General features: G+C 72.0%; 23 protein-coding genes and 2 pseudogenes. 14 read left to right on the top strand and 11 right to left on the bottom strand.

Features of this window, described 5'->3' with window-relative positions; all coding sequences use genetic code 11:
• Positions 1-82 precede the first annotated feature (82 nt).
• Positions 83-1,087, bottom strand: coding sequence for a substrate-binding domain-containing protein (locus TAE01_RS01380; RefSeq protein ID WP_147062607.1), 1,005 nt, complete (start codon positions 1,085-1,087; stop codon positions 83-85).
• A 481-nt stretch (positions 1,088-1,568) separates the two neighbouring features.
• On the opposite strand from TAE01_RS01380, the gene TAE01_RS01375 reads away from it, so the two are divergent.
• The 10 genes from TAE01_RS01375 (at position 1,569) to TAE01_RS01330 (ending at position 13,300) form a co-directional block, all read left to right on the top strand.
• Positions 1,569-2,573 carry a Gfo/Idh/MocA family protein gene (locus tag TAE01_RS01375; protein ID WP_147062605.1) on the top strand — a complete coding sequence of 335 codons (1,005 nt, stop codon included), beginning with the start codon at positions 1,569-1,571 and terminating at the stop codon, positions 2,571-2,573.
• Between the two features lie 14 nt (positions 2,574-2,587).
• Positions 2,588-3,613: a 5-dehydro-2-deoxygluconokinase gene (iolC, locus tag TAE01_RS01370; protein WP_147062603.1), complete on the top strand. Its 1,026-nt coding sequence runs from the start codon at positions 2,588-2,590 to the stop codon at positions 3,611-3,613.
• Positions 3,610-4,542 carry a Cgl0159 family (beta/alpha)8-fold protein gene (locus TAE01_RS01365; protein ID WP_147062601.1) on the top strand — a complete coding sequence of 311 codons (933 nt, stop codon included), beginning with the start codon at positions 3,610-3,612 and terminating at the stop codon, positions 4,540-4,542. The genes iolC and TAE01_RS01365 overlap by 4 nt, the downstream gene beginning before the upstream one ends.
• A complete protein-coding gene (gene iolB, locus TAE01_RS01360; protein ID WP_147062599.1) occupies positions 4,539-5,459 on the top strand; it encodes a 5-deoxy-glucuronate isomerase in 921 nt (306 codons plus the stop codon). Before TAE01_RS01365 ends, iolB begins: the two co-directional genes overlap by 4 nt.
• Positions 5,456-7,426, top strand: a complete 1,971-nt coding sequence (gene iolD, locus TAE01_RS01355) for a 3D-(3,5/4)-trihydroxycyclohexane-1,2-dione acylhydrolase (decyclizing) (RefSeq protein ID WP_147062597.1) — start codon at positions 5,456-5,458, stop codon at positions 7,424-7,426. The genes iolB and iolD overlap by 4 nt, the downstream gene beginning before the upstream one ends.
• Positions 7,423-8,313, top strand: coding sequence for a sugar phosphate isomerase/epimerase family protein (locus TAE01_RS01350; protein ID WP_147062595.1), 891 nt, complete (start codon positions 7,423-7,425; stop codon positions 8,311-8,313). Before iolD ends, TAE01_RS01350 begins: the two co-directional genes overlap by 4 nt.
• Positions 8,314-8,378: 65 nt before the next feature.
• Positions 8,379-9,878 carry a CoA-acylating methylmalonate-semialdehyde dehydrogenase gene (locus TAE01_RS01345; protein WP_147062593.1) on the top strand — a complete coding sequence of 500 codons (1,500 nt, stop codon included), beginning with the start codon at positions 8,379-8,381 and terminating at the stop codon, positions 9,876-9,878.
• Between the two features lie 32 nt (positions 9,879-9,910).
• Positions 9,911-10,843 carry a TIM barrel protein gene (locus TAE01_RS01340; protein ID WP_147062591.1) on the top strand — a complete coding sequence of 311 codons (933 nt, stop codon included), beginning with the start codon at positions 9,911-9,913 and terminating at the stop codon, positions 10,841-10,843.
• 33 nt (positions 10,844-10,876) lie between these two features.
• Positions 10,877-11,881, top strand: a complete 1,005-nt coding sequence (locus tag TAE01_RS01335) for a Gfo/Idh/MocA family protein (RefSeq protein ID WP_147062590.1) — start codon at positions 10,877-10,879, stop codon at positions 11,879-11,881.
• Between the two features lie 60 nt (positions 11,882-11,941).
• Positions 11,942-13,300 carry an MFS transporter gene (locus TAE01_RS01330; protein ID WP_147062588.1) on the top strand — a complete coding sequence of 453 codons (1,359 nt, stop codon included), beginning with the start codon at positions 11,942-11,944 and terminating at the stop codon, positions 13,298-13,300.
• A gap of 70 nt (positions 13,301-13,370) precedes the next feature.
• Here TAE01_RS01330 and TAE01_RS01325 read toward each other — a convergent pair whose 3' ends face one another.
• Genes TAE01_RS01325 through TAE01_RS01315 form a run of 3 tightly spaced genes read right to left on the bottom strand, consistent with a single transcriptional unit; the run spans position 13,371 to position 16,400 of the window.
• A complete protein-coding gene (locus TAE01_RS01325; protein ID WP_147062586.1) occupies positions 13,371-14,258 on the bottom strand; it encodes an ABC transporter permease in 888 nt (295 codons plus the stop codon).
• Positions 14,245-15,216 carry an ABC transporter ATP-binding protein gene (locus tag TAE01_RS01320; RefSeq protein ID WP_147062584.1) on the bottom strand — a complete coding sequence of 324 codons (972 nt, stop codon included), beginning with the start codon at positions 15,214-15,216 and terminating at the stop codon, positions 14,245-14,247. Before TAE01_RS01320 ends, TAE01_RS01325 begins: the two co-directional genes overlap by 14 nt.
• Positions 15,213-16,400 (bottom strand): LolA family protein, encoded by a 1,188-nt coding sequence (locus tag TAE01_RS01315; protein ID WP_147062582.1) that lies wholly within the window; start codon positions 16,398-16,400, stop codon positions 15,213-15,215. Before TAE01_RS01315 ends, TAE01_RS01320 begins: the two co-directional genes overlap by 4 nt.
• Before the next feature lie 93 nt (positions 16,401-16,493).
• Between TAE01_RS01315 and TAE01_RS01310 the strand changes: the two are divergent.
• Positions 16,494-17,143: pseudogene (locus tag TAE01_RS01310) on the top strand (response regulator transcription factor).
• A complete protein-coding gene (locus TAE01_RS01305; protein ID WP_222594027.1) occupies positions 17,140-18,528 on the top strand; it encodes a sensor histidine kinase in 1,389 nt (462 codons plus the stop codon). Before TAE01_RS01310 ends, TAE01_RS01305 begins: the two are co-directional and overlap by 4 nt.
• Before the next feature lie 113 nt (positions 18,529-18,641).
• Here TAE01_RS01305 and TAE01_RS01300 read toward each other — a convergent pair whose 3' ends face one another.
• The 3 genes and pseudogenes from TAE01_RS01300 to TAE01_RS21150 form a co-directional block, all read right to left on the bottom strand.
• Positions 18,642-19,085, bottom strand: coding sequence for a ferritin-like domain-containing protein (locus TAE01_RS01300; RefSeq protein WP_147062580.1), 444 nt, complete (start codon positions 19,083-19,085; stop codon positions 18,642-18,644).
• Positions 19,086-19,201: 116 nt separating this feature from the next.
• A complete protein-coding gene (arr, locus tag TAE01_RS21155) occupies positions 19,202-19,654 on the bottom strand; it encodes an NAD(+)--rifampin ADP-ribosyltransferase (RefSeq protein ID WP_246111089.1) in 453 nt (150 codons plus the stop codon).
• Between the two features lie 114 nt (positions 19,655-19,768).
• Positions 19,769-20,155: pseudogene (locus TAE01_RS21150) on the bottom strand (putative immunity protein); the annotation flags it as partial.
• 97 nt (positions 20,156-20,252) lie between these two features.
• On the opposite strand from TAE01_RS21150, the gene TAE01_RS20425 reads away from it, so the two are divergent.
• The gene (locus tag TAE01_RS20425) at positions 20,253-21,560 is read left to right on the top strand and encodes a hypothetical protein (RefSeq protein WP_186814990.1); all 1,308 of its coding nucleotides are present in this window, start codon (positions 20,253-20,255) and stop codon (positions 21,558-21,560) included.
• Positions 21,561-21,784: 224 nt separating this feature from the next.
• Here TAE01_RS20425 and TAE01_RS01285 read toward each other — a convergent pair whose 3' ends face one another.
• On the bottom strand, positions 21,785-22,735 hold the full coding sequence (locus TAE01_RS01285; RefSeq protein WP_246111063.1) for a patatin-like phospholipase family protein: 951 nt from the start codon (positions 22,733-22,735) through the stop codon (positions 21,785-21,787).
• 241 nt (positions 22,736-22,976) lie between these two features.
• On the opposite strand from TAE01_RS01285, the gene TAE01_RS01280 reads away from it, so the two are divergent.
• The gene (locus TAE01_RS01280) at positions 22,977-23,429 is read left to right on the top strand and encodes a PNPOx family protein (protein WP_147062576.1); all 453 of its coding nucleotides are present in this window, start codon (positions 22,977-22,979) and stop codon (positions 23,427-23,429) included.
• Between the two features lie 21 nt (positions 23,430-23,450).
• On the opposite strand, the gene TAE01_RS01275 is transcribed toward TAE01_RS01280, so the two are convergent.
• From TAE01_RS01275 to TAE01_RS01265, 3 genes are all read right to left on the bottom strand, one after another.
• A complete protein-coding gene (locus tag TAE01_RS01275; RefSeq protein ID WP_147062574.1) occupies positions 23,451-24,320 on the bottom strand; it encodes an oxidoreductase in 870 nt (289 codons plus the stop codon).
• Between the two features lie 112 nt (positions 24,321-24,432).
• Entirely contained in the window at positions 24,433-24,804 is a 372-nt protein-coding gene (locus tag TAE01_RS01270) for a hypothetical protein (protein WP_147062572.1), read from the bottom strand.
• 129 nt (positions 24,805-24,933) lie between these two features.
• Positions 24,934-26,301, bottom strand: coding sequence for a ferredoxin reductase family protein (locus TAE01_RS01265; RefSeq protein ID WP_147062570.1), 1,368 nt, complete (start codon positions 26,299-26,301; stop codon positions 24,934-24,936).
• Positions 26,302-26,373: the final 72 nt, after the last annotated feature.

The following is a 26,373-nucleotide window of genomic DNA, read 5'->3' as shown; positions in this document are numbered from 1 at the left end:
ACCTCTCCGATCCGTTGACGAGCGTGCAGTGGAGTGCGGGAAGGGCGACCGGCCCGGGGTCCGGGCCGGTCGCCCCGGTGGGTCAGCGCGTGTTGTTCTTGGCGAACGGGAGGATCTGGTCGATGTTGCTCGAGTCGACGAACGACGGGCCGGTCAGGACGGCCTTGCCGCCACCGATGTCGTTGCCGTTCTTCTTGTTGAGGTAGAGCGCCTGGATGGCGAGGTAGCCCTGGACGTAGGGCTGCTGGTCGATCGAGAACTCGATCTTCTTGTCCTTGATGGCCTGCGCGGCGTCGACGTTGAGGTCGAAGGTGACGAGCTTGGCCTTGCTGCTGGCCGCGTCCATCGCCTTGAGGGCGTCGAGGGCGATCGGTGCGCCGAGGGTCACGATGTAGTCGATCGAGCTGTCCTGGGCGAGCTTGGCCTGCAGGGCCGAGACCACGGAGGGGTCGTCGGCGCCGTTGACCTGGATGTTCTCGGTGGCCGGGAGACCGGCCTTGACGCCGGCACAGCGCGCCTCGAGGGCGACCGAGCCGGACGCCTGGATGACGCAGAGCGCCTTCTTGCCGCCGGCGGCGGCGATCCGCTTGCCGGCCGTCGTGCCGGCGAGGGTCTCGTCGGAGCCGAAGTACATCTTGGCGCCGACCTTCTGGTACTGGTCGATGCCGGAGTTGAAGGCGACGACGGGGATGCCCGCGTCGTTGGCCGACTTGACCGCGCCCGCGAGGGCGTCTGGCGTGGCCAGCGTCGTGGCGATCCCGTCGACCTTGGAGTCGACCGCGTTCTGGATGAGGGTGGCCTGCTTGGCGGGGTCGGGGTCGTTGGAGTACTTGAGGGTGATCCCGTTGTTCTTCGCCGCCTGCTGAGCGCCGGCCTTGATCTTGTCCCAGAAGGTGTCGCCGGGGGTCTCGTGCGTGACCATGGCGAAGGTGTAGCCGGAGTTGTCTCCGGCGCCGCCGCCTCCGCCACCACCGGTGGAGCTGGTGGCAGGCGCTCCGCCGCCGCTGCACGCGGCGAGGGCGAGGGCCGCGGCCGTGGCCAGGCCGGCTACGACAGTCAGGCTCCTGCGAGTCCGAGTCGGAGTCATCGTCGATTCCTTTCGTTGCGTCGCGGTGGCCCGGTCGCCGGTGTGGCGCGACGTTCTGCGACGGTCGTTCCGTCGCTCAAGGTGGTGCCCGTCTGCCGTGTGCCGCCTGGCACGTGGGGTGCGGGCTGAAGGGGTGTGCCGGGTCGAGGTGGTCGCCCGAGAAGTGCGCGGTGATCTCAGCGGGCCCCGGCGACGTCGTGGGTCACCGTGCTCGCACTGGCTCCTGCGTCGGGGCGGACATCGGAGTCGATGTCTGCCGGTCCCGGCGTCGGTGCCAGCGATTGGAGGATGCGCCACTCCCGACCGTCATGTCAAGAGGTTGATCAAACATCAGAATGTCCTAACATTTGCTTGACACGACGAGGTCCCCGGCACGACGATCGTCATCGGAAGGCCGACGTCGCCCTGGCGCTCGTCGACCGAACCCCGCGGCGACCACCCCCCGGACCGCCGCCCACCGCGATCACCCAACGGAGTGCACATGCGTATCGGACTGGCCGGAGTCGGCCGCATCGGGGCGTTCCACGCCGAGACCCTCCGCGACCTGTCCGACGTCGACGAGGTCGTCGTCGCGGACCTCGACGCGGACGCGGCCCGCGCCGTCGCCGACAAGCTCGAGGTCGGGTATGCCGCGTCGCCGGCCGAGCTGCTCGCCTCCGGTGTCGACGGCTTCGTCATCGCGACGGCGACGCCGGGGCACGCGCCCCTCATCCGCCTCGGTCTCGAGGCCGGCGTCCCGACCTTCTGCGAGAAGCCCGTCGCTGCGACGCTCGACGAGACCCTCGCCCTCGCCCAGCTCGTCCGCACGACGAGCACTCCGGTCCACATCGGCTTCCAGCGCCGCTTCGACCGCGGCTACCAGCGGGCCCAGCAGGCCGTGTCCGGCGGCGAGCTCGGCTTCCTCCACAGCATCCGCGCCCAGACGCACGACCAGGCCCCGCCGCACGCGGCCTACATCCCGACGAGCGGTGGCCTCTTCCGCGACTGCTCGATCCACGACTTCGACATCATCCGCTTCGTCACCGGTCGCGAGTTCGCGTCGGTCTACGCCACCGGCGCCAACAAGGGTGCCGCCTTCTTCTCCGAGGCCGGCGACGTGGACACCGCCGCGGCCGTCCTCACCCTCGACGACGGCACGCTCGTCAACCTCTCCGCGACCCGCTACAACGGTGGCGGCCACGACGTGCGCATGGAGGTCCTCGGCAGCGACGGCACCCTCGGGGTCGGCTACGACGACTCCCTCGCCGTCACCTCCGCCGAGCCCGGCGCGACCTACCCCTCGGGACCCCGGCACTGGTCGTTCATGGAGCGCTTCCTGCCGGCCTACCGCGCCGAGCTGACGGCCTTCGCCGCCGTCGCCCGCGGCGCCCTCGCCTCGCCGTGCACCGTGGACGACGCCCTCCAGGCCTTCCGGGTCGCCGAGGCCTGCGAGCTCTCCCGCCGCGAGAACCGCCCGGTCGAGCTCACCGAGATCCCCGGTCTGTGAAGGACGTGCCGACGATGACCACCCCCACCACGGCGACCGGCGACCCGGCACACGACGGCTCGTACGACGTCGTCGCCATCGGGCGCACGGGTGTCGACATCTACCCGCTCCAGCACGGTGTCGGCCTCGAGAAGGTGGAGACCTTCCAGAAGTTCCTCGGCGGCAGCGCGACCAACGTCAGCGTCGCGGCCGCCCGCCACGGGCACCGGGTCGCCCTCGTCACGCGAACCGGACAGGACGCCTTCGGCCGCTACGTCCACGAGGCGCTGCGCGGCTTCGGCGTCGACGACTCCTTCGTCTCGGCCGTGCCCGGCCCGCCGACGCCCGTCACCTTCTGCGAGGTCTTCCCGCCCGACGACTTCCCGCTCTGGTTCTACCGCTACCCGACCGCCCCGGACCTCATGATCGAGCCGGACGAGCTGCCCCTCGAGGCGATCCGTGACGCCGGCGTCTACTGGGCGACCGTCACGGGGCTGTCGCAGGAGCCGAGCCGGGCGGCGCACTTCCGCGCCTGGGAGACCCGCGGCCGGCGCGCGCACACCGTGCTCGACCTCGACTACCGGCCGATGTTCTGGGCCGACCCGGCGGGGGCGAGCGAGCAGGTCGGGCGTGCGCTCGCCCACGTCACGGTCGCCGTCGGCAACCGCGAGGAGTGCGAGGTCGCGGTCGGCGAGACCGACCCGCAGCGGGCGGCCGACGCGCTGCTCGAGCGCGGCGTCGAGCTCGCCGTCGTCAAGCAGGGCCCCAAGGGGGTGCTCGCCGCCACCCGTGGCCAGCGCGTCGAGGTGCCCCCCTTCCCCGTCGAGGTCGTCAACGGCCTCGGTGCGGGGGACGCGTTCGGCGGAGCCCTCTGCCACGGGCTGCTCGAGGGCTGGGACCTGCGGCGCATCCTCGAGTTCGCCAACGTCGCCGGTGCCATCGTCGCGAGCAAGCTCGAGTGCTCGACCGCGATGCCCACCTCCGCCGAGGTCGAGGAGCGACTGGCCACCCGTGACCGGCCCGCTGCCCCGTTCGCCACCATCGCCGAGGAGGCACGATGACCACCACCCAGGACACTCCCGCCACGCAGCCCGAGAGCGCTCGCGTGACCGTCGCCGACCTGACCGAGATCCGCGTGCGCGAGCCCGGGCGCATCGCCGCGGCGTGGGCCGCGCGCCGGCGCCGCCCGCTCGTCCGCGAGGACGGCCGCATGCTCCTCGTCGCCGCCGACCACCCGGCCCGCGGAGCCCTCGGGGTGCGCGGCGCGGGGAGCGCGATGGCGAGCCGCAGCGACCTGCTCGACCGCCTCGTCACCGCCCTCCAGCGCCCGGGCGTCGACGGCGTGCTCGGGACCCCGGACATCCTCGACGACCTGCTCCTGCTCGGCGCGCTCGACGACAAGGTGGCCATCGGCTCGATGAACCGCGGGGGCCTGCAGGGCGCGAGCTTCGAGCTGGACGACCGCTTCACCGCCTACACCGCGTCCGAGATCGCGGTGCGCGGCATCGATGGCGGCAAGATGCTGACGCGGATCTGCCTCGACGACCCGGGCACCGTGGCGACGCTCGAGGCGAGCGCCCGCGCCGTCACCGAGCTCGCCGAGCACCAGGTCATGGCCATGGTCGAGCCGTTCCTGTCGACCCGCGAGGGCGGCCGGGTCGTCAACCAGCTCGACCCCGACTCCACGATCAAGTCGGTCCACATCGCCGCCGGCCTCGGTGCGTCGAGCGCCTACACGTGGCTCAAGCTCCCCGTCGTCGACGAGCTCGACCGGGTCATGGACGCGACGACCCTGCCCACCCTGCTCCTCGGCGGGGACCCGCAGGGCGACCCGCACGACACGTACGCCTCGTGGGGACACGCGCTGGACCTGCCGGCCGTGCGCGGTCTCGTCGTCGGCCGCGCGCTGCTCTTCCCGCCCGACGGGGACGTCGCCGCGGCGGTCGACATCGCGGCCGGCCTCGTCCACGGGAGCGGGGCCACGGCGTGAGCGACAACGAGCGCTGGGTGCGCCCGCTGGGCAGCGCCAGCACGACGGAGTGGTCCGTCGCCGTCGACGACGGCGTCGACGGCTGGTCGCACACCCGGTTGTATGCCGTGGGGCTGGCTGCCGGTGAGACCCGCACCATCGCGCCGGGCGAGTGGGAGCATGTCGTCGTGCCGCTCTCGGGGTCGGTGTCCGTCACCGCCGTCGACGCCGACGGGGGCGCGCACGAGGCGCGCCTGGCCGGCCGTGCCTCGGTCTTCTCCGGACCCACCGACGTCGCCTACGCCGGTCGCGACTGCGCCCTCACGGTGACCGCAGAGGGCGGGCCGGCCTCGGTCGCGGTGTGCGGCGCCCGCGCGGCGGAGCGGCACACGCCGCCGTTCCGCCACGTGGACGTCGCCGACGTGCCCGTCGAGCTGCGCGGGGCCGGCGTGGCCTCACGGGAGGTGCGCAACTTCGGCACTCCGGGAGTGCTCGACGCCGACTCGATCATCGCCTGCGAGGTCGTCACCCCCGGTGGCAACTGGAGCTCCTACCCACCGCACAAGCACGACGAGGATCGGCCGGGCGTCGAGACCGAGCTCGAGGAGATCTATTACTTCGAGGTCGCGCCGTCGGCCGGTGCGCCCGAGGCAGCGGGCGCGAGCCCGGTCGGCTACCAGCGGGTCTACGGCACCGACGAGCGGCCGATCGACGTGCTCGCCGAGGTGCGCACGGGCGACGTCGTCCTCGTGCCGCACGGCTGGCACGGCCCGGCGATGGCCGCCCCCGGCTACGACCTCTACTACCTCAACGTCATGGCCGGACCCGGCACCGAGCGGGCCTGGCTCATCTGTGACGACCCGGCCCACGGCTGGGTCCGCGACACGTGGTCGGACCAGCCGGTCGACCCCCGACTTCCCCTTGGAGGTGCTCGATGACGAGCGACACCCGCGCGGCCGGGACGGTGCGCCTGACCGTGGCCCAGGCCGTGGTGCGCTTTCTCGCCAACCAGTGGAGCGAGCGGGACGGGGAGCGGCAGAAGCTCTTCGCCGGCTGCTTCGGGATCTTCGGCCACGGCAACGTCGCCGGGATCGGCCAGGCGCTGCTGCAGAACGAGCTGGCCGACGGTCAGGAGCACCTGCCCTACGTCCTGGCCCGCAACGAGCAGGCGATGGTTCACACGTCCGTCGCCTACGCGCGCCAGAAGGACCGCCTCCAGACGTGGGCGTGCACGGCCTCCGTCGGGCCCGGTTCGACGAACATGCTGACCGGGGCGGCGCTGGCGACGATCAACCGGATCCCCGTGCTGCTGCTGCCGTCCGGCACCTTCGCGACCCGGGTCAGCTCACCCGTGCTCCAGGAGCTCGAGCTGCCGTACGCCGCCGACGTGACGGTCAACGACGCCTTCCGCCCGCTGTCGAGGTTCTTCGACCGGGTCAGCCGTCCGGAGCAGCTTCCGTCGGCGCTGCTCGGCGCGATGCGGGTGCTCACCGACCCCGTCGAGACGGGCGCCGTGACGATCTCGCTGCCGCAGGACGTGCAGGCGGAGGCCCACGACTGGCCCGTCGAGCTCTTCGCGCCGCGCACCTGGCGCGTCGCGCGTCCGCTGCCCGAGGCCGTCGACGTCGCCGACGCCGCAGCGGTCATCCGCTCGGCGAGGCGGCCGCTCGTCGTCGCCGGTGGCGGCGTGCACTACTCGGGCGCCGAGGAGGCGCTGCGCGCGTTCTGCGAGGCGACCGGCATCCCCGTCGGCGAGTCGCAGGCCGGCAAGGGCTCGCTCCCGCACGGACACCCGCAGGAGATGGGCGCCGTCGGCTCGACCGGCACGACGGCCGCCAACGCGCTCGCCGCCGAGGCCGACGTCGTCATCGGCATCGGCACGCGGTGGAGCGACTTCACCACGGCCTCGCGGACGGCGTTCCAGGACAGCGGGGTCCGCTTCGTCAACGTCAACGTGGCGCGCTTCGACGCGGGCAAGCACTCGGGCCTGTCGGTCGTCGCCGACGCCCGCGAGGCGCTGACCGCGCTCACGGCGGCCCTGCAGGGGTATGCCGTCGACGACGCCTACCGGGCCCGCCAGGCCGCGCTGTGGGCCGCGTGGGACACCTCCGTCGAGGCCGCCTTCCACCCGTCCCCGGAGGTCACCGACCGCCTGGCCGCCGGCCTGCTGACCCAGGGCCAGGTGCTCGGCGCCGTCAACGAGCTGAGCGACCCCCGCGACGTCGTGCTCTGCGCGGCGGGGTCGATGCCCGGCGACCTCCACAAGCTGTGGCGGGTGCGCGACCGCAAGGCGTACCACGTGGAGTACGGCTACTCCTGCATGGGCTACGAGGTCCCGGCCTCGATCGGCATCCGGCTCGCCGACGAGTCCCGCGACGTGTTCGCCATGGTCGGCGACGGCGGCTACCTCATGATGCCGACCGAGCTCGTCACCGCGGTGCAGGAGCGGGTCAAGGTGATCGTCGTCCTCGTGCAGAACCACGGCTTCCACTCCATCGGCTCGCTGTCGGAGTCGCTCGGCTCGCAGCGGTTCGGCACGAGCTACCGCTTCCGCGGGGAGGACTCGGGTCGACTCGACGGGGACGTGCTGCCCGTCGACCTCGCCGCCAACGCGCGGTCCCTCGGTGCCCACGTCATCGAGGTGCACTCCCTCGATGAGCTGCACCAGGCGATCAAGGAGGCCAAGGCCGCCCCCGCCGACGGTGGACCCGTCGTCATCCACGTCGAGACCGACCCGCTCGTCCACGCGCCCGAGAGTGCGTCGTGGTGGGACGTGCCGGTCTCGGAGGTCAGCGACCTCGACACGACGCGGACGGCATACGCGGAGTACGTCGACCACAAGGCCACCCAGCGTCCGCTCATCGCTCCCGTCGGCACCAACCCCCACCCGGAGTCCCTGACATGAAGCTCGCCCTCGACCCCTACATGTTCCGTGAGACGCCACTGCTCGAGCTCCCCTCTCTCGTGGCCGAGCTCGGCTACGAGTGGATCGAGCTGTCGCCGCGCGACGACTTCATCCCCTTCTTCAACCACCCGCGTGTCGACGACGCCGGCGTTGCGGCCTTCCGCACGGCCCTGCGATCGGCCGGGGTCGGGGTGTCGTCGGTGCTGCCCCTCTTCCGGTGGAGCGGTCCCGACGAGGAGGACCGTCGGGCCGCCGTGCGCTACTGGACGCGCGCCATCCAGATCGCCTCGCTGCTCGGGGTCGACACGATGAACTCCGAGTTCAACGGCAACCCGCGCGAGGCGGCGACGTGCGAGCGGATGTTCTGGCGCTCGATGGAGGAGCTGCTGCCCGTCTTCGAGCAGGAGGGGATCCGGCTCGTGCTCGAGCCGCACCCCGACGACTGGGAGGAGGACGGCAAGCGCGCCGTCGACATCATCAGGGGGATCAACAGCCCGAACGTCAGCTTCCTCTACTGCGCGCCGCACACCTTCCACCAGGGCAACGACCCCGACGGGATCATGGACAAGGCCGGCGACCTGCTGACGATGGTCCACGTGGCCGACGCCTACGACCACACCGCGTCGTCGGGGCTGCGCTACATCGTCAACCCGCCGGGCTCGCAGGTCACGGTGCACCAGCACCTCGACATCGGCCAGGGCGAGGTCGACTTCGGCCAGTTCTTCGCCGGCCTCGAGCGCATCGGGTTCGACGGGATCGTCACCGCCTGCGTCTTCGCCTGGGAGGACCGGGCCCGCGAGTCGAGCACCTACATGCGGGACACCATCCGCTCCTACCTCGACACGTGGTCGACCCCGCCGACAGCCGTCTCCCCGTACCGCCGCTGAGCGGGCGCACCTCTCCCCGCCATCCGGCATACCCCTGAACCAGTTTGCAAGAGAAGGAAACTCCCATGAGCACGCCCACCCGCATCACCCACCTCATCGACGGACAGCCCTGGACCGGCACGGCCGAGCGCACGTCGCCCGTCTTCAACCCCGCGACCGGGGAGCAGACCGGCGTGCTCGACCTCGCCTCGGCCTCCCTCGTCGACGAGGTCGTCAGGTCCGCCGTCTCCGCCTGGGAGGAGTGGGGCGACGCGTCGCTCGCCAAGCGCTCGGGCGTGCTCTTCGCCTTCCGCGAGCTTCTCAACGACCGCAAGGAGGACATCGCCGCGCTCATCACGGCCGAGCACGGCAAGGTGCTCTCCGACGCGCTCGGCGAGGTGACCCGGGGCCTCGAGGTCGCCGAGTTCGCTTGCGGCATCCCGACGCTCATGCGCGGCGGCTTCTCGGAGAACGCCTCGACGAACGTCGACGTCTACTCGATCCGGCAGCCGCTCGGTGTCGTCGCCGTCATCTCGCCGTTCAACTTCCCGGCCATGGTGCCGATGTGGTTCATCCCCGTCGCCATCGCCTGCGGCAACGCCGTCGTGCTCAAGCCGTCGGAGAAGGACCCCTCGGCGGCTCTCGCGGTCGCGGCGCTCTGGAAGGAGGCGGGGCTGCCCGACGGCGTCATGCAGGTCGTCAACGGTGACAAGGAGGCCGTGGACGCGCTCCTGACCCACCCCGACATCAAGTCGGTCTCTTTCGTCGGCTCCACCCCGATCGCGAAGTACGTCTACGAGACGGGCACCGCCGCGGGCAAGCGGGTGCAGGCCCTCGGCGGTGCGAAGAACCACATGCTCGTCCTGCCCGACGCCGACCTCGACCTCGCTGCCGACGCCGCCGTCAACGCGGGCTTCGGCTCGGCGGGAGAGCGGTGCATGGCGATCTCGGCCCTCGTCGCCGTGGAGCCCATCGCCGACGAGCTGATCTCCAAGATCAAGGACCGGATGGGCAAGCTCGTCACCGGTGACGGGACGCGCGGCTGCGACATGGGCCCGCTCGTCACCTCGCAGCACCGCGACAAGGTGACCTCCTACCTCGACGCCGGGGTGTCGGAGGGTGCGACCCTCGTCGTCGACGGGCGCCAGGACTCCTACGACTCCGACGGCGAGGGCTACTTCCTCGCGCCGACCCTCTTCGACCACGTCGAGCCGGGCATGTCGCTCTACGACGACGAGATCTTCGGGCCGGTGCTGTCGGTCGTGCGGGTCGGCTCCTACGACGAGGGGCTGAAGCTCATCAACAGCAACCCCTACGGCAACGGCACGGCGATCTTCACCAACGACGGCGGCGCCGCCCGGAAGTTCCAGCGCAACGTCGAGGTCGGCATGGTCGGCGTCAACGTGCCGATCCCCGTGCCGGTCTCGTACTACTCCTTCGGCGGCTGGAAGAACTCACTCTTCGGCGACACGCACGCCCACGGCATGGAGGGCGTGCACTTCTTCACCCGCGGCAAGGTCGTCACCTCGCGCTGGCTCGACCCGAGCCACGGCGGCCTCAACCTCGGCTTCCCCCAGAACGACTGACCCGCACCACTTCTCGAGAGGAACGATCGACCATGGCCGAGTCCAAGGCCCGCAACACCGACGACCGCTACAGCAAGCTGACCATCGGTGTCTGTCCCGACCAGTGGGGTGTCTGGTTCCCCGAGGACGAGAAGCAGATCCACTGGGAGACCGCGCTCGACGAGATGGCCGAGGCCGGCTTCTCCGTCATGGAGACGGGGCCGTTCGGCTACTTCCCGAAGGATCCGAAGCGGCTGCAGGAGGAGATGGACAAGCGCGGCTTCCAGGTCGTCGCCGGCACCGGCTGGGGCATCCTGCACAAGCCCGAGGCCTGGGCCGACACGGAGAAGACCTTCCGCGAGATCGCCGAGACGCACGCTGCCGTCGGGGCCGAGTACATCGTGCACCTGCCCCCGATGTTCCGCGACGAGAAGACGTGGGCCTACACCGACGACCGCGTGCTGTCGACGGAGGCGTGGAACGCCTACATCTCGAATGCCGACAGGCTCGGTCGCATCATGAAGGAGGACTACGGCCTCCAGATGGTGCTCCACCCGCACGGCGACAGCCACATCGAGACGCCCGAGGACATCGACCGCGTCTTTCAGGCGACCGACCCCGACTACGTCGGCTTCTGCCTCGACACCGGGCACATCGTCTACGGCGGCGGCGACCCGATGGAGCTCTGCCGCAGGTACCCCGAGCGCATCTCCTACGTCCACATCAAGGCGATGGACGAGGGGCTCGTCAAGCAGGCCCACGACGAGGACTGGCCGTTCGGCCTCGCCGTCGCCAAGGGCTGCTCGGTCGCTCCGCCCGCCGGGGCGCCCGACATGCCGGCCTTCGTCGAGGCCCTCGCCGACCTCGACAAGGAGCTCTACGTCGTGTGCGAGCAGGACATGTACCCGTGCGACCCGTCCGTGCCGCTGCCCAACGCCATCCAGACCCGCGAGTACCTCGCCTCCATCGGCCTCGGCCTCCGCTGAGCCGCTGCACCCCATGACGAAGGAGTCACACCAATGACCGTACGCATCGGCATGATCGGCCCCGGCGGCATGGGCCAGGCGCACATCGACCGCATCCACACCGTCATCGCCGGCGGTCGGGTCGTCGCCGTGAGCGACGTCGACCCGACCCGAGCGGCCGAGGTGGCCGCGCGGATCGAGGGGACGGCATACGCCACCTCCGCCGAGCTCATCGCGGCCGACGAGGTCGAGGCCGTCATGATCTGCAGCTACGGCCCGGCCCACGAGGTCGACGTCCTGGCGGCGATCGCGGCCGGCAAGCCCGTCTTCTGCGAGAAGCCGCTGACGCCGACGGCCGAGGCCGCGCTGCGGATCATGGAGGCCGAGCAGGCGGCCGGACGGCGCCTGGTGACCGTCGGGTTCATGCGGCGCTTCGACCGGAGCTACCGCGAGATGAAGGCACTGCTCGACTCGGGCGACCTCGGCGAGACGCTCATGGTCCACTGCGCGCACCGCAACCCGACGGTGCCCGAGCACTACACGTGGGACATGGCGATCAACGACACGGCGATCCACGAGGTCGACACGATGCGCTGGCTGCTCGGCGAGGAGTTCGTCTCGGCGCGCGTCGACAAGCCGAAGAAGACGTCGCTGCGCTTCGAGCACCTCCAGGACCCGCTCGTGCTCATCCTCGAGACCGAGTCGGGCGTGCGGGTCGACGACGAGATCTTCGTCAACTGCCAGTTCGGCTACGACATCCGCTGCGAGGCCGTCGCCGAGAAGGGGACCGTGAGCCTCGGGGACCAGAACGCCATCGTCGTACGCGACGGCGTCGGGGTGCGCAACGCGATCGCCCGCGACCACAACGACCGCTTCTGGGGGGCGTTCGTCACCGAGGTCCAGGAGTGGATCTCGGCCGTGGCCCACGGCGAGCACACGGGGTCGACGTCGTGGGACGGGTATGCCGCGGCCTGCGTCTGCGATGCCGGCGTGCGTGCGCTCACCGACGAGGGCGTCGTCAAGATCGAGATGATCGCCAAGCCCGACTTCTACGCCTGACCGTCTCCGAATCCGGCTAAATCGGACGACAGGCAGCGTCCGGACGCGGAGAATCCTCGGGTGACCCTCGACGCCGCGCTCCGCCACGCCCGCCCGCCGTCGCCCCTGGCGGGGCGGCTCTCCGCGCAGTCGCTGCTCTTCGCCCTGGGCGAGGGCACGTTCATGACGGGCTCGGCGGTCTTCTTCACCCAGATCGTCGGGCTGTCGGCCGCGCAGGTCGGCCTCGGACTGACGATCGCCGGTGTCGCGGCCTTCCTCGCGGCGCTGCCGATGGGCCGGCTCGTCGACCGCTTCGGGCCGCGGAAGATGTGGGCGGTCAGCGCGGCCGGCCAGGCTGCGATGTTCGCGTTCTGGCCGTTCATCACCGGTTTCCAGGGCTACGTCTCGATGGCGGTCGGCATGGAGGTCATCGGGGCGCTCGGCGGTGCCGCCTACGGGGCGTACACCATCGACGTCCTTCCCCCGGAGGAGCGCGTGCGGTCGCGGGCCTACATGTACTCCGCGCTCAACCTCGGCTTCACGCTGGGCTCGGTCGTCGGTGGCATCGCGCTGGCGTTCCACTCCAACGACGTCCTGCACGCGCTGCCGTGGTTCACGGCGCTCGCCTTCCTCGTCAACGCCGCCGCCATCCTGCGCCTGCCCAACGCCTCGCACGACGAGCGGACGCCCGAGGAGCGGGAGGTCCGCGTCCCCGGGCCGGGCCCGTTGCGCAACCTCGGCTGGCTGCTGACGACGTTCTTCACCGGCGTCTTCTGGACCAACCAGGTGCTGCTCAACGTCGTCATCCCGTTGTGGCTCGTGCAGAAGACCGATGCCCCTCGGGTACTGCTCGCGTTCCTCTTCGGCACCAACACGGTGATGTGCATCTTCCTGCCGATGATCACCTCGCGCGGCGTCAAGGACGTCCCCACCGCGCTGCGCGCCATCCGGATCTCGGCGGCCCTCTTCGTCGTGTCGTGCCTCATCACCCTGGCCACGCACGACACCCTCGGCTGGCTGACGATCGCGCTCGTCTGGCTCGGGCACGTCACGGTGACCGGCGCCGAGCTGTACGTGTCGGCTGCCAGCTGGTCCTTCGAGGCGGAGCTGATGGACCCGCGCCAGCGCGGCTCCTACCAGGGTGCGGCCCAGCTGAGCATGACCCTCGGGAAGGTCTGGGCGCCGGCCGTGTTCACGTTCCTCGCCCTGGACTGGGGGCCGGTCGGCTGGCTCGTCATCGCCGCGATCATCGTCGCGGCCACCATCGGCATCCACCCCTCGACGCGTCTGGCGCGACGGTTCCTCGAGCGGCACGTGCCGGCCGACGTGCTCGCCGACGCCAGGGCGTCCGCGCCCACCGCGGAGGATGAGCTGGTCGTCGGGCCGCCGTCACTCATCGACGCGGACGAGCCCGTCCCCGATCCCGACCCGATCCGCTGACGCCCTCATGACGTATGCCGGGTCGTCAGCCTCGCGTGGAGGGTGGCCACCCGGCGTGCCGTCGGCGAGGTCAGCTCGTGATGTCCTTGCCCGCGAAACGGGCCCACGCGAGCAGGCCGAAGACCACGGCATACGCGAGGTCGACCCGCAGGCCCTGGGCGATGTTGTCCCAGAAGGGTGGGTCGCGGAGCAGGTCGCCGAAGGCCATCCACTGGTCGACGAGCAGCCACGGGTGCAGCCACGAGATCTGCGGCACCGAGTCGGCGATCCACGACAGGATCGTGAAGATCATGAGGGCGACCGTCGCGGCAAGCGGCTGCTCGGTGAGCGTCGAGATGAACAGCCCCACGGCGGCCAGTGCGGCAAGCCCTACGGCGACGTAGAGGCCGACCAGCACCACGCGCCAGACGGCTGAGCCGAACGAGATCTCGGTGCCCGAGAGCGTCAGCATCGGCCCGGTGCCGAACAGGGCGACCCCCGCTGCGGCGCCGGCGAGCACGACGACGGCGACCCCCCAGAGGGCACCGATCACGAGCGAGGCGTACTTCGTGACGAGCAGCCGCGTGCGTCCGACCGGCACGGTGAGCAGGTAGCGCAGCGTGCCGAGGTTGGCCTCCCCGGCCACGGCGTCGCCCGCGAGCATCGCGATGGCGAGGGGGAGGAAGAGCCCCAGCTCGACGCTGAGGGCCGCGAGCGGCACGAAGAGGCCGTTGGAGGTGATCGAGGACACGAAGTCCGGTCCCCGACCCTGGCGCGGCGACGAGATCCGGACCGCGACCGCGATGAGCACCGGCACGGCGGCGAGCACGAGCAGGCCCATCTGGTTGCGCCGGCGACCGGCGATGAGGCGCAGCTCCGACCGCAGCAGCCGTGAGGACGGGCGCCGCGAGATCGGTGCCGAGTCACGGCGTGCGGCTGTCCCGCGGTCGTCGGCCAGAGTCGGTTCAGCCGCTGACATCGAAGCCCTCCCCGGTGAGCGAGACGAACAGGTCCTCGAGGCTGGGGCTCGACACGGTGAACTCCTTGACGCCGACGCCGGACTCGACGAGCGCCGCGACGATCTTCTCCGGGGCGATGCCGTCCGGTGTGCCGCGGACGCCGCCGGGCACGGCCTCGACGCCGACGAGCCCGAGCTCGGTCAGGATCCTCGCAGCGACGGTGGGCTGCTCCGTGAGGATCCTCGCCACCGGAGCCGCACCACCACGGACCTCCGTGCTCGACCCCTGGGCGACGAGCCTCCCGTCGCTCATGACGCCGAGGTGGGTGCACATCTGCTCCACCTCCGAGAGCAGGTGGCTCGAGACGAAGACCGTCGTCCCGTCCGACGCGAGCGAGGCGACGAGGTGGCGCACCTCGCGAGTCCCCTGCGGGTCGAGGCCGTTGGTCGGCTCGTCGAGCACGAGCAGCTCCCTCGGGACGAGCAGCGCGGCGGCGATGGCGAGACGTTGGCGCATCCCGAGGGAGTAGGCGCGGTACCTCTTCCCCGCTGTCGCGAGGAGGCCGACCCGGTCGAGTGCCGCGTCGATGCGCTGTCTCGAGTCACGCGCGTCCGCGGTGAGGTCGGCAGCGTCGAGCCGCTGCAGGTTGGCCCGACCCGACAGGTACGGGTGGAACGCCGGACCCTCGACGAGGCTCCCCACGCGGGGCAGCACGAGCTGGGCGCCCTGCGGAACCGGTTGCCCCAGGAGCGTGCTCGTGCCGGCGGAGGGTCGGACGAGGCCGAGCAGCATCCGGATCGTCGTCGTCTTGCCCGAGCCGTTCGGACCGAGGAAGCCGTAGACCGACCCGCGAGGCACGAGCAGGTCGAGTCCGTCGACCGCGGCCCGTGCGCCGAAGCGCTTCGTCAGCCCCCGGGTCGCGATCGCGAGGTCGCTCCCGGGGGCCGGCGACGGCTGTGGCTCGACTGGTCGGGTCACTTCGTCGCCAGGGCGGCGTAGAGCAGGTCCGCCGGGACGGCTCCGACCGCGACGCGACCATCGTCGGTCAGCACGACGGAGAAGAGCGTGCCCTGCAGGACGTGCCCGCTGCCCCACGTCCCCGAGGCGGTCGGAAGGGCCTTGAGGAGGCCGGTCAGCTGGGCCGCGCTGCCAGCCGCCGTGCCGCTGCCGGACGTCGGCTTGGGGAGGGTGAACGGCGCGACGACGACCGTGCTCCATCCCGACCCGGTCACCTTCGGCGCTCCGGGCATCGTCGGCAGGGAGGGTGCCGAGGGCTCGCCGGGGGCCGGGTTGGTGCCGGCGCCGCCCTTGGGCGCGGTCGGCCGGTCGGACTCGGTGACCGTCGTGCCGGCCGGCGGGGTGAAGGCGAACTGCCGCACATCCGGCGTGGCGAAGTCGACGGCCGTGAACCCGACCTCGAACGCGGGGTTCGTAAGCTTCGTGGAGTAGACCTGCACGCGCAGCGGCACGTGCTCCTGGCTGTCGATGGCGATCCGCACCGCCCCGACGAGAGTGCTGCGGTCCTTCGGGGTCAGGACCAGCTCGTACGCCGAGCGGCCCGCGATCGAGGCCGTGCCCGAGGTCGTGACCGAGGTGTCCTTGCCCATCAGGGCCAGGGCTGCGGCCGCTGCCTCGTCCGGCGTCCGGGGCGCCCCGGACGGCAGCGCGCCCGGCACTCCGGACGGCAGCTTCGTGCCCGTCGACCCCGCGCGAGCGCCGGTGGTGTCCTGTCGGTGGTGGACCGCGGTCTTGTCGGCGCTGGACCACAGCCAGATGTCCGAGCCGTTGTGGATGACGTCGGACTCGCCGTTGGCGCCGATGAGGGCGAGGCGCTGACGGGTGGGACCGTCGAGCCAGATCCGCCAGGTGTGGGTCCCGGAGACGAGGGAGGTCAGCGAGCTGCTGGCCGAGCCCAGCGCGCCGCTGCCGCCGATTCCCGGCAGGTCGGGCAGCCCGAGGTCCGAGGTCTGCACGACCGTCCCGGAGAGGCTGGAGACGTTCGCCGAACGCACGTCGGCGAGCAGCTGGGCGGCGGTGCGGGCCGGGAGGCCGCTGTCCGCGCTGGCCGCCTGGTTGACGGTGAGGGCGGTGGCCCCGATGACACCGACCGCCGCCACGGGCAGGACCCAGCGGGACCTGGGGTGGTCGCTGAAGAAGCTCATGCGACCATGGTGCGCCGCGGGTGCTGAGAGGCGCCTGAGACCGCTCCGTCGCACAGCGCGGCGCCGGGCCCGGTGCCGTGACATCGTGGCGGTGTGCGGGTGCTGCTGGTGGAGGACGAGGCCCGGATGGCAGCCGCCGTCGTGCGCGGGCTGACCGCCGAGGGCTTCGTCGTCGACCACGTCGGGGACGGTGAGGCAGGTCTGGAGGCCGCTCGTTTCGGGGCCTACGACGTCGTCGTCCTCGACATCATGCTGCCCCGCACGTCCGGCTACACCGTCGTGAAGACCCTTCGGGCCGAGGAGAACTGGGTGCCCGTGCTCCTCCTCACGGCCAAGGACGGGGAGTACGACGAGGCCGACGGGCTCGACTACGGCGCGGACGACTACCTGACGAAGCCGTTCTCCTTCGTCGTGCTCGTGGCCCGGCTGCGCGCCCTGCTGCGCAGGGATCCTGTTCCGCGTCCAGCCGTGCTCGAGGCCGCCGGGGTGACGCTCGAGCCAGCCGCCCACCATGTCGAGGTCGAGGGCTCGCCCGTCTCCCTCGCCCCCGCGAGTTCCTCCTGCTCGAGCACCTCCTGCGCGCGCACCCCGCCGCCGTCCACAAGGAGGTCCTCCTCGAGAAGGTGTGGGGCGACCTCGACGACGCCAACGTCGTCGAGGTCTACGTCGGCTACCTTCGTCGCAAGCTGGGCCGGGCGCGGATCGAGACGGTGCGAGGCGTCGGCTACCGGATGTCGTCGTGACCGACCACGCGCGCAGCCGCACGGTGCGACACCGGCTCGCGAGGCTCAGCATCCGCGCCCGCTTGATGCTCGTCGGACTCGCGGGTGTCGCCGGGGCGCTCGTCATCGGCGGCGTGCTGCTCTATGCCGTCCTCACCGCCTCGCTGGGCCGTTCCCTCGAGGGCACCGCTCGCGCCAGCGCCCAGCAGGTGGCCCTGCTCGTCGACTCGGGCCGGATGCCGGACCCGGTCCCGGTGTCGGGCTCGCAGGTGGTCCAGGTCATCGATGCCGCGGGACGGGTGGTGACCGGGTCCGTGACGGCCGACCGGCTGACCGCCCTCGTCACGCCCGACGAGCTGCGCCGTGCCCTGGCCGGGCTCCAGGTGATCGTCCCCGGAAGCCGGTCGGGACTGTCGGGCCGCCTCCAGGTCGTGGCCGTCCCGGCCGGCCCGGCGGCCCGCGCGTACTCCGTCGTGGCCGCGGCACCCACGGCCGACGTCGAGCAGAGCACGAGGACGCTGCGCACCCTGCTGCTGTGGATCTTCCCGCTGCTCCTGGCGGTGCTGGCGCTCATCGCCTGGCGGGTCATCGGCGCGGCGCTCGCCCCGGTCGAGGCACTCCGTCGGGGCGCCGCGCGCATCGACGAGTCGTCCTCGGAGAGCGAGCGGCTGCCCGTGCCGCCGACGAGTGACGAGGTCAGCGCCCTGGCGACGACTCTCAACGCCATGCTCGACCGCATCACGGTCGCCCGGCGCAAGCAGCGCGCCTTCGTCGCCGACGCGGCCCACGAGCTGCGCAGCCCGCTCGCCAGCATGCGCACCCAGCTCGAGGTGGCACAACGGCTCGGCGAGGGAGGCGACCTGCCGGCGGACCTGCTCGGCGACGTCGACCGCCTGACGACCCTCGTGGACGACCTGCTCCTGCTCGCGCGTGCCGACGACGCCGCGACGAACCGCCAGTCGTCCGCGGTCGACGTGGCCGAGCTGCTCTCGGAGGTCGAGGGTCGCTATCGGGGCGCCCGGGTGCCGGTACGCGTCGCGCCCGGCATCGTGGGACGCGACATGCAGACCTGGGCGCGCCGGGGCGAGCTGGTCCGGGCCCTGACCAACCTCGTCGACAACGCCGTCCGGCACGCGCGCACCGGTGTCGTCCTCGACGCCGTCGCGGTGGGCCACCAGGTCGAGGTCATGGTCAGCGACGACGGCCATGGCATCAGAGCGGAGGACCGTGAACGGGTCTTCGACCGGTTCACCAGGCTCGACGAGGCTCGCGACCGGGACACTGGCGGCAGCGGCCTCGGACTCCCGATCACGCGAGCGCTCCTGCGGCGCAACGGGGGTGACGTGCGCCTCGAGGACGCCGCTCCGGGGCTGCGCGCCGTCGTGCGCCTGCTGACGGAGGGTTGAGCGGCGACCGTCCGGCGCACCGCGCCCGAAGGTGACGAGCCGGCCGGCGCCCGTGTGGCGCCGACCGGCTCGTCGTTCCGCAGCGTGCCTCCGAGGAGCCACGCCGCGTCTCGTCAGTCCGCGACGTGCAGGGCCTTGACCTCGTCGCGCGCGGCGACGACGGCGGCGTGCTGGCGGGCGACGACCTCACGGAAGCCCGCGCTGAGGTCGGCCTTCTCGGCCTTCTCGTACTCGGAGACCGCGTGGTCCTCGCCCTTGACGGCGGCACCGAGGACCCCGCCGGCGTCGTCACCGGTGAGAGCGTCCTTGAGCGAGATCCAGCCGCGGTGCAGGGCGGCTGCCGCCGAACCGCTCTCGTCGACGTCGTCGCCGTACTCGTGGCCCATCTCGACGATCTCGCGGCGGAAACCCGCGCGCTGCTCGGCGAGGCGCTGGAGGGTGGTGGCCCACTCGGCGCGGTCACTGTCACGCAGCTTCTCGGCGGCGGAGGTGAAGCCCTTCTCGCCGTCCTTCAGGGTCTCCACGAGGTCCTTGGCGACCTTGGCGTCGTCCGACATGTGCGCTCCTTCGTTCGGGGTGCTGTACCCCCGGGACCTACCCGCCCCACCGACCGCCCAACCGTCGCCGGGGCAGATGCGCAGGCAGCTCACAGCCTCGGGCGACCGACCGCACGTCAGTCGTCCATGGCCTCGATGCCGAGCTCGGCCAGCTCGACCATCCGCTCGCGCATCCGCGCGATCATCTCGGCCGGCGGCCGTTCCCAGCCCGTGACCTCCTCCACGACCCGGAGCGGCTCGGTCGTGCGGTACGAGCGGGTCGGGTTGCCCGGGAAGCGCTTGTCGGTGACGTTGGGGTCGTCCTCGATCGTGCCGAGAGGCTCGACCCGGTAGACGCGGCCCGGTCCGTCGCCGAGCGCGAGCTCGGCCGCCAGGGGTGCGCCCTCGCGGCTCGCCGTGAGGTAGATGTGGTTGGACCGGCGCCCCGACCCGTAGTTCGTCCGCCACCCGGGAGTCAGCAGGTCGCCGGGACGCACGTCGGCCCTCGTGCCGTGGAAGAACGGCCCGGCGTCGTCGACGACCCGTGGAGTCGGGGGAGGGTCTCGCAGCAGACCGTCGAGGCGCGTCATGAGTGCCGCGATCCGGCTGCGCCCCTGGGGTGCCCGCGGGTACCGGCTCAGCACCTCGAGGACCACCGGGTCTGCCCGCCTGGCGGCGGCCGTGACGACGTACTCCGCGACCACCGGGTCGTCGCCGCGCGCGAGCTCGGCCGCTCGCGCGGCATGCGTCGCCGCCCCGAGGATGTGGCGCACCTGCGTCGCCTTCGCGAGGGGGTGGAGGTATGCCGCAGCCGCCGCGTCGCCCGCAGCGGCGGCCGCGTGGCGGGCGGGCTCGGTGGACGCGTCGCGGGCCGCGCGGTGGGCGTCGACCGCGGCGGTCCTCTGGAGACGGGAACGTGGTGCGCCCTCGTCGAAGACCCGAGCGGCGTCGAGAGCGGCGGCGGGCCGAGGGTCGTCGGGGTGCGCCCGCCGGAAGATCACGAGGGCGGGCTCGGCGCACGCGACGGCATACGCCACGACTGCTCGTAGCTCGTCGGTCGTCAGCGCGAAGTCCCCCGAGCGTGTCTGCATCGCATCGAGTTTCGCACAACGGCAGGTCGTGCAGGTGACTTCGCGGGCCGGCGGTGGCCGGGCGTATCAGCGGGGAGCCCGTGCACCTCTGCCCAGCATGACTCTCTCCACAGTCGGTACCACCACGCACTACCGGATCAGCTACGACACCTCGCTGTCGAATGCAGACGGTCTCCAGCGGGCCCAAGCCCTGATGAACGTGTGCGAGGCGGACTACCAGATCATGTCCGATTGGTTCGGCGGCATCGCGCTGCCCTACTCACTGCCCATCGAGGTCGACATCGTGCCCGGAGGCTACGCCGGCGCCTCGTGGGGACCACCCATCTCGCTCCGGCCCGGCAACGGCTCCGGGCTCGACGTCGTGCGCTACCTCCTGGTCGCCGAGGTCGTCGAGATGCTCATGCTCGCCCAGAACCGCGGCTGGTTCGCCAGCGACGGCAGCAACGAGGGGTCCGCGGGGGAGGGGCTCTCGCGCGTGCTCTCGGCCGAGTTCCTCAGACGAACAGGCTTGGGGTTCAACGAGCCCGGCTTCGACACGGCCCGCTTCTGGATCAACAGCGACCGGATCGACTACGTGAACACCATCGACGAGCACGACCACGCCCCGGACGAGAAGAGCGGGTGCGCGACCCTCTTCATCAACTACCTGAGCTACCAGCTCGGCTACGACATCAAACGGGTCATCGCCGCCGCGGCACCGACGCTCGCCGGCGTCTACCGCAACCTCACCGGCCGGACCGACGACCCGTTCCCCGCCTTCAAGGCACTGCTCGACGCGCACTTCCCGCGCACGAACCCCGATGGCTCCGTGCACGACTGGACCCTGCCGGGTCCCAACCCCGACAACCCCTTCCCGCTCGACTTCTACGAAGGAGCAGTACCGATGACCATCCGCATCTACTGGAGGATGAACCCGGGCCGCAACGTGGTGAACCTCAACTGGGGCGCCCTCAGCGCGGACTCCGTCGTCGCCGTCTCGGCGAGCGAGTACGTCACCGGCGGCCAGAAGCTCGCCGACAACAGCGCGCAGCGCTTCGTCGGGGCCGCGTCGATCACCGTCGACAACGTGACGCCGCACGGCCCGCCCTTCGACCCGAACCACGGAGTGACGTTCGTCGTCACCGTCGGCTGGGGCTCACCGCTCAACATCTGCACCGACATCTCGCTCATCCAGAACCAGCCCCAGCAGGTCATCTACGTCGGCTCCCAGACGCAGTCCGGTTCGGAGGCGACCCCGGGCCGGGCGCTCGACGGGGTGTCGTCGGACGCCACCAGCGGCGACCCACGCACGTCGTCGTCGGAGCCGATCACATGGCACAGCGCCACGGTGTCGAGCGACGGCGAGCTGAGCCGGCAGTCGTCGACGAGCGAGCGCGTCGTGCGTACCGAGGTCGAGGCCAGCTGACCCGCCCCGCCCCGGGCGCCTTCCGTCCGGGATCGGTGCGACCACGCCGGCATGACGACCTCGACCACGACCTCGACCGAGGCGACGGTCACGTGGCCGCAGGCGCTGGCCTGGCGGATGGAGCGACACCTGCTCGATCCGACCGGGCCGGCGTCGGCGGCCGACGGCGCGTGGACCCTCATGAAGCCGCTCCCGTGGCCGGGTGACCAGAGCCTCGGCCCACCTCACCCCCAGAAGCCGGCGAGCGACGCAGCCAGGGCGCGTCCCTGGGCGTGGCCTCCGCGCGCGGCGGGCAGCCGCGTAGACGGGTCCAGCGCGTTGGCACCGAAGACGTCGCCCGCCCCGGCGTCGGGGAAGACGGTCTCGACCGTGCTGCCACCGGACCGCAGCTCGGCGACCTGCGTGGCCAGGTCCATGCCCCACGCGAGAGGCATGCGCGTCCGGCCGCCGAAGGGGGAGAGCACGAGCACGCGTCCGAATCCCGCTGCCAGGTCGGCGTTCTCGCTGCGCCGGTAGCCACCGTTGAGGAAGAGGCGGTCCCCGATGGGATAGGGCGTCACCGCCGACGTGCTGGCCGCGACGGCGTCGACGAGATCGACCCCGCTGTGGCGGTCGAAGACCACGGGCTCTCCGGTCCGGGCATCGACGGCCGGGATGAGCACCGCACGGCTCGGCCAGTGCCTGCTCGGGAGGCGGGACGCGACGACGTCGCGCCAGCGTGCCTGCGGAGAGGCCTCCGAGGCGGCTCGCTCGAGCGCCGCCGTGCCCATCCGGCGACGCATGTCGGCCGGGTCGGCCGCCGCCGCGATGACGGCGTCCGACCACTCGAGGTAGCTCTGGCCAGAAGCCCCTGGAGCCTGCCCACCCGTCGCCGTGGGGCGGCCGGCAGCAGGTGGGGGCACCTCGGCGAGGATGGCGGCATACAGCTCGGACGGCGCTGTGCCACTGGTGATCTGGGCGGCCACCGTGGACCCGGCCGACGTGCCGATGACCAGGTCGGCCTCGGTGAGGTCGACCCCGTCCTCGAGGAGGCCGGCGACGAGGCCGAGCTCCCAGGCGTTGCCCGCCGCGCCGGCGCCGGCGAGCACCAGGGCGCGCCGGCCCGCGTCACCCGAGGGGTGAGGCACGCCCGAGACGGTCGTCGGGGGGTGGAGCTGGAAGGGTGTGGTGTTCATGGGAGTCACCTCTCGGACGGTGTGGTTCGAGGCTCCCGGTGGCGACTAGGCCAGACGCGCGATCGTGGACGGCGGGGGAGCACCCGGTGCGGACGCTGCAGACACGGGTCTCACCTCCTGCCGATGGTCACGATCAGTCGAAGGCTACCAACCCGGCCGCATCCAGCGCCCGGCTCTAGTGCGCCTACCATCACGAGTCAGGACGGGCAGGTCCACGGCCCGCGGGACGCTGGAGGCGGCCATGAGGTTGAGCCGGGCCGAGGCTCGCGCACGGTTGGACGCCCAGGTGCACGGGGTCCTGTGCACCCTGCACGCCGAACGCGGTCCCGACCCGGTACCCGTGGTGTATGCCGTGAGCGGCGACGGTCACGTCGGCGTGCCGATCGACACGGTCAAGCCCAAGACGTCCTCGCGCCTGGGCCGGGAGGCCAACCTCGAGGACGACCCCCGGGGGTCACTCCTCGTCGAGCACTGGGAGACGGAGGACTGGTCGAGGCTGTGGTGGGTGCGCGTCGAGCTGGAGCACGTACCCGACCCCGGGACGGCCCTCACCGACGAGCTGGGCGGCCGTCTGGCCCGCGCCGTCCCGCAGTACGCCGACCGGCCCTTCCACCACGTGCTCGTGTGCCGCATCGTCGGGATCACGGGGTGGGCGGCCACCGAGGACGAGACGACCGGGGGCCGGCCGGGCTGACGCCGTCCGACCCCTCGCCGTTCAGGCCGCGACGGTGGAGATCTCCGCGAGGTCCTCGTCGGTCAGCTCGAGGTCGGCGACGGCCATGTTCTCCTCCAGGTGCGCGACCGACGACGTGCCGGGGATGAGGAGCACGTTGTCGGCGCGGGCGAGCAGCCAGGTCAGGCCGACCCGGGCCGCGGGGACGCCGCGGCGAGCGGCGACGGCCTGCACGGCGGGCTGGTCGACGACCTTGGGCAGGTGGGGGAACGCCGAGCCCAGCGGGAAGTAGGGCACGTAGGCGATGCCCGCCGCGGCGCACACGTCGAGGACGTCGGCGTCCTTCTGGTCGACGAGGCTGAACGGGTTCTGCACGCAGACGATGTCCGTGATCGCCCGCGCGGCAGCAAGATCCGCGGCGGACACCGTCGAGAGGCCGACGCCCGCGATCTTGCCCTCGTCGCGCAGCGCAGCCATCTCCGCCACCTGGTCCTCGAGCGGCACGTCCCCGGCGCCCGGGGCGCCCTCGTCCATCCGCCGCAGGTTGACCGCCGTCAGGTGGTCGACCCCGAGCGAGCGGAGGTTCGCCTCCACGTCGGCGCGCAGGTCCTCGGGTCGCTGCGCCGGCAGCCACGCACCGGCGGCGTCGCGTCGTGCGCCCACCTTGGAGACGAGGGCGAGGTCGTCGGCATACGGGTGAAGGGCCTCGCGGATGAGCTCGTTGCTCACGTCGGGTCCGTAGAACTGGGCCGTGTCGATGTGGTCGACGCCGAGCTCGACGGCGCGGCGCAGCACGCGCAGGGCCTCGTCCCGGTCGCGCGGCGGACCCATGACTCCGGGTCCGGGGAGCTGCATGGCGCCGAAGCCCACGCGTCGGACGGTGCGGTCTGCCAGGGGGAAGGTGTCGGTCATCCCACCGACGCTAGGTGTTGGAGTGCGCTCCAACGCAAGTGTCGTCGGATCGGGTCGAGGTGGGTGTGCCGCAGAACCTGCGGTGGGGGAACACCTCACACCGGGGAGCGGCTCACTGCAGCGCGACGAGGACAATGCCGCCGACGGCCACGATCGCCCCGAGCACCATCGGGACGAAGCCCGAGCGGGCCCCCTCGCGCACCGCACGACGGCCGTAGACGACGGCGCCCGCGCAGGGCAGGAAGAGGATGAGCAGGGCCGGCACTCCGGCGACGAGGTCGGCCCACAGCGGCGGTGTGGCACCGGCGCTCGGGTCGTAGCCCGTCAGGGCGTAGATGCCCTGCGCTGCCGCGAAGGCGACGAGGAAGAAGACGGGGACGAGTGCCACGGAGATCCAGGCGCGGGTCAGCGGCCTCGGCTCGCGAGGGGCCTCACCGGCTGACGGGACGCCGGGTGGGGTGGCGGGGCCTGACGTGTCGACCATGGAGCGCCTCCTGTCTCCAGCATCCCGCGAGGCGGCACCGACGGAGAGGGCCGAAGGTCCCGGTCGAGGTATGCCGGCGGCGAGTCCCACGGCGCGGTCACCTCAACCGGGTGGAGCCGCCGCCCCCGCTCAGCGCAGGTTGTAGTACTCGCGGTGCACGTTGGCCGGTTTCACACCGGCTCGCACGAGGTCGCGCTGGAGCGCGCTGACCATCCGTTCGGGTCCGCAGAGGAACGCCGAGAGCCGGCGGGGCTCGGTCCCGACGGCCTCGAGGACCCGCTCGGTCGTCAGTCGCGGGTCGCTCTCGGTGTCGACGAGGTGCAGGTGCATCTCGTCGTGGTGGTCCGCGAGGTGCGCGACCTCGTCGGCGAGGGGCGCCGGCCCTCGGGCGGTGTAGAAGAAGTCGACGCGTGACGGCAGCTCGCCCGGCCCGGCGGACCGCAGCCAGCTCAGCATCGGCGCGACACCGATGCCGCCGGCGATCCACACCTGGTGCTCCGTGCCCCGCGCGAAGTCGAAGTGCCCCTGCGGGCTGCTGATCACGGCCGGCATACCGGGCTCGACGAGGTCGCCGATGCTCGAGGTGAAGTCGCCGAGCGCCCGCACGGTGATGCGGACCTGCTGCTCCTGCGGCGCGCTCGCGATGGTGAAGGGGTGGCGGTGCCAGCCGTCGCGGGCCTCGAGGTTGACGAGGGCGAACTGGCCCGGCCGGAAGGCGAAACGGTCCCCGAGCGGCCGGAGCCAGATCTCGTACGACGCGTCGTCGATCGGCGCCACCGACGACACCTCGTAGTCGTGGGTCCGGGCGACGTGCCGGGCCAGCAGCTCGCGGTAGACGTAGAAGGCGAGACCGATGCCGCCGATCGCGACGTAGGACCAGCGCAGCAGCGGGGACCCGAAGAGCGTGGCGTCCATGAGGCCGTGCGCGAAGCCGAAGGCGAGAAAGACCCCGGTCAGGCGGTGGAACCCGCGCCACAGGCCGTAGCCACCGACCCACCGCCCGACGAGCCGGACAGGCCCCGTCTCCATGACCCGCTCGACCGACGGACGCAGCGGGTGCGGCGTGATGGAGCGCCAGCGCGGGGCGACGGCCCACACGGTGAGGGCCGCCAGGCCGACGATGCCGATGGTGCCGAGGGTCGGTCCCAGCCGGCTGGGGTGACGGTTGCCGGTCGTGGCGATGTGCACGCCGACGAGGATCGTGCCGGCCAGGGCGACCCGGCGGTGCCAGACGGCGGCCTTGTCGACCCCGTCGAAGAACCGGTCGACCCAGCGCAGCGTGCTGATGAGCACGAGCCCGACGGACAGGAGCAGCACGCCCTCGGCGCCGATGAGCTGGCCGACGAGCTGGCCGGGGTCGCCCAGGGGTCGCGCGAGCAGCCACAGCAGGGCGAAGGCGACGACGAGGGCCCCGATCGTGAGGGGACCGACGAGCCGGGTGATGAGGTGCGACCCGCGGTAGGGCCGTCGGTGTCGCACCGCCGTGTCGATCGCCATGGCGGACACGTACCCTCCCGGCTCGGTCCACGGTGAGGCCCACCCGGTCGAGGTACCCCTGTCGCCGACGCT

The sequence above is a fragment of the Terrabacter aerolatus genome (assembly GCF_007991735.1).
GTDB classification, from domain to species: Bacteria; Actinomycetota; Actinomycetes; order Actinomycetales; family Dermatophilaceae; genus Terrabacter; species Terrabacter aerolatus.
Note: the sequence above shows the minus strand (reverse complement) of the source record. Positions and strands in the feature narration are given on the sequence as shown.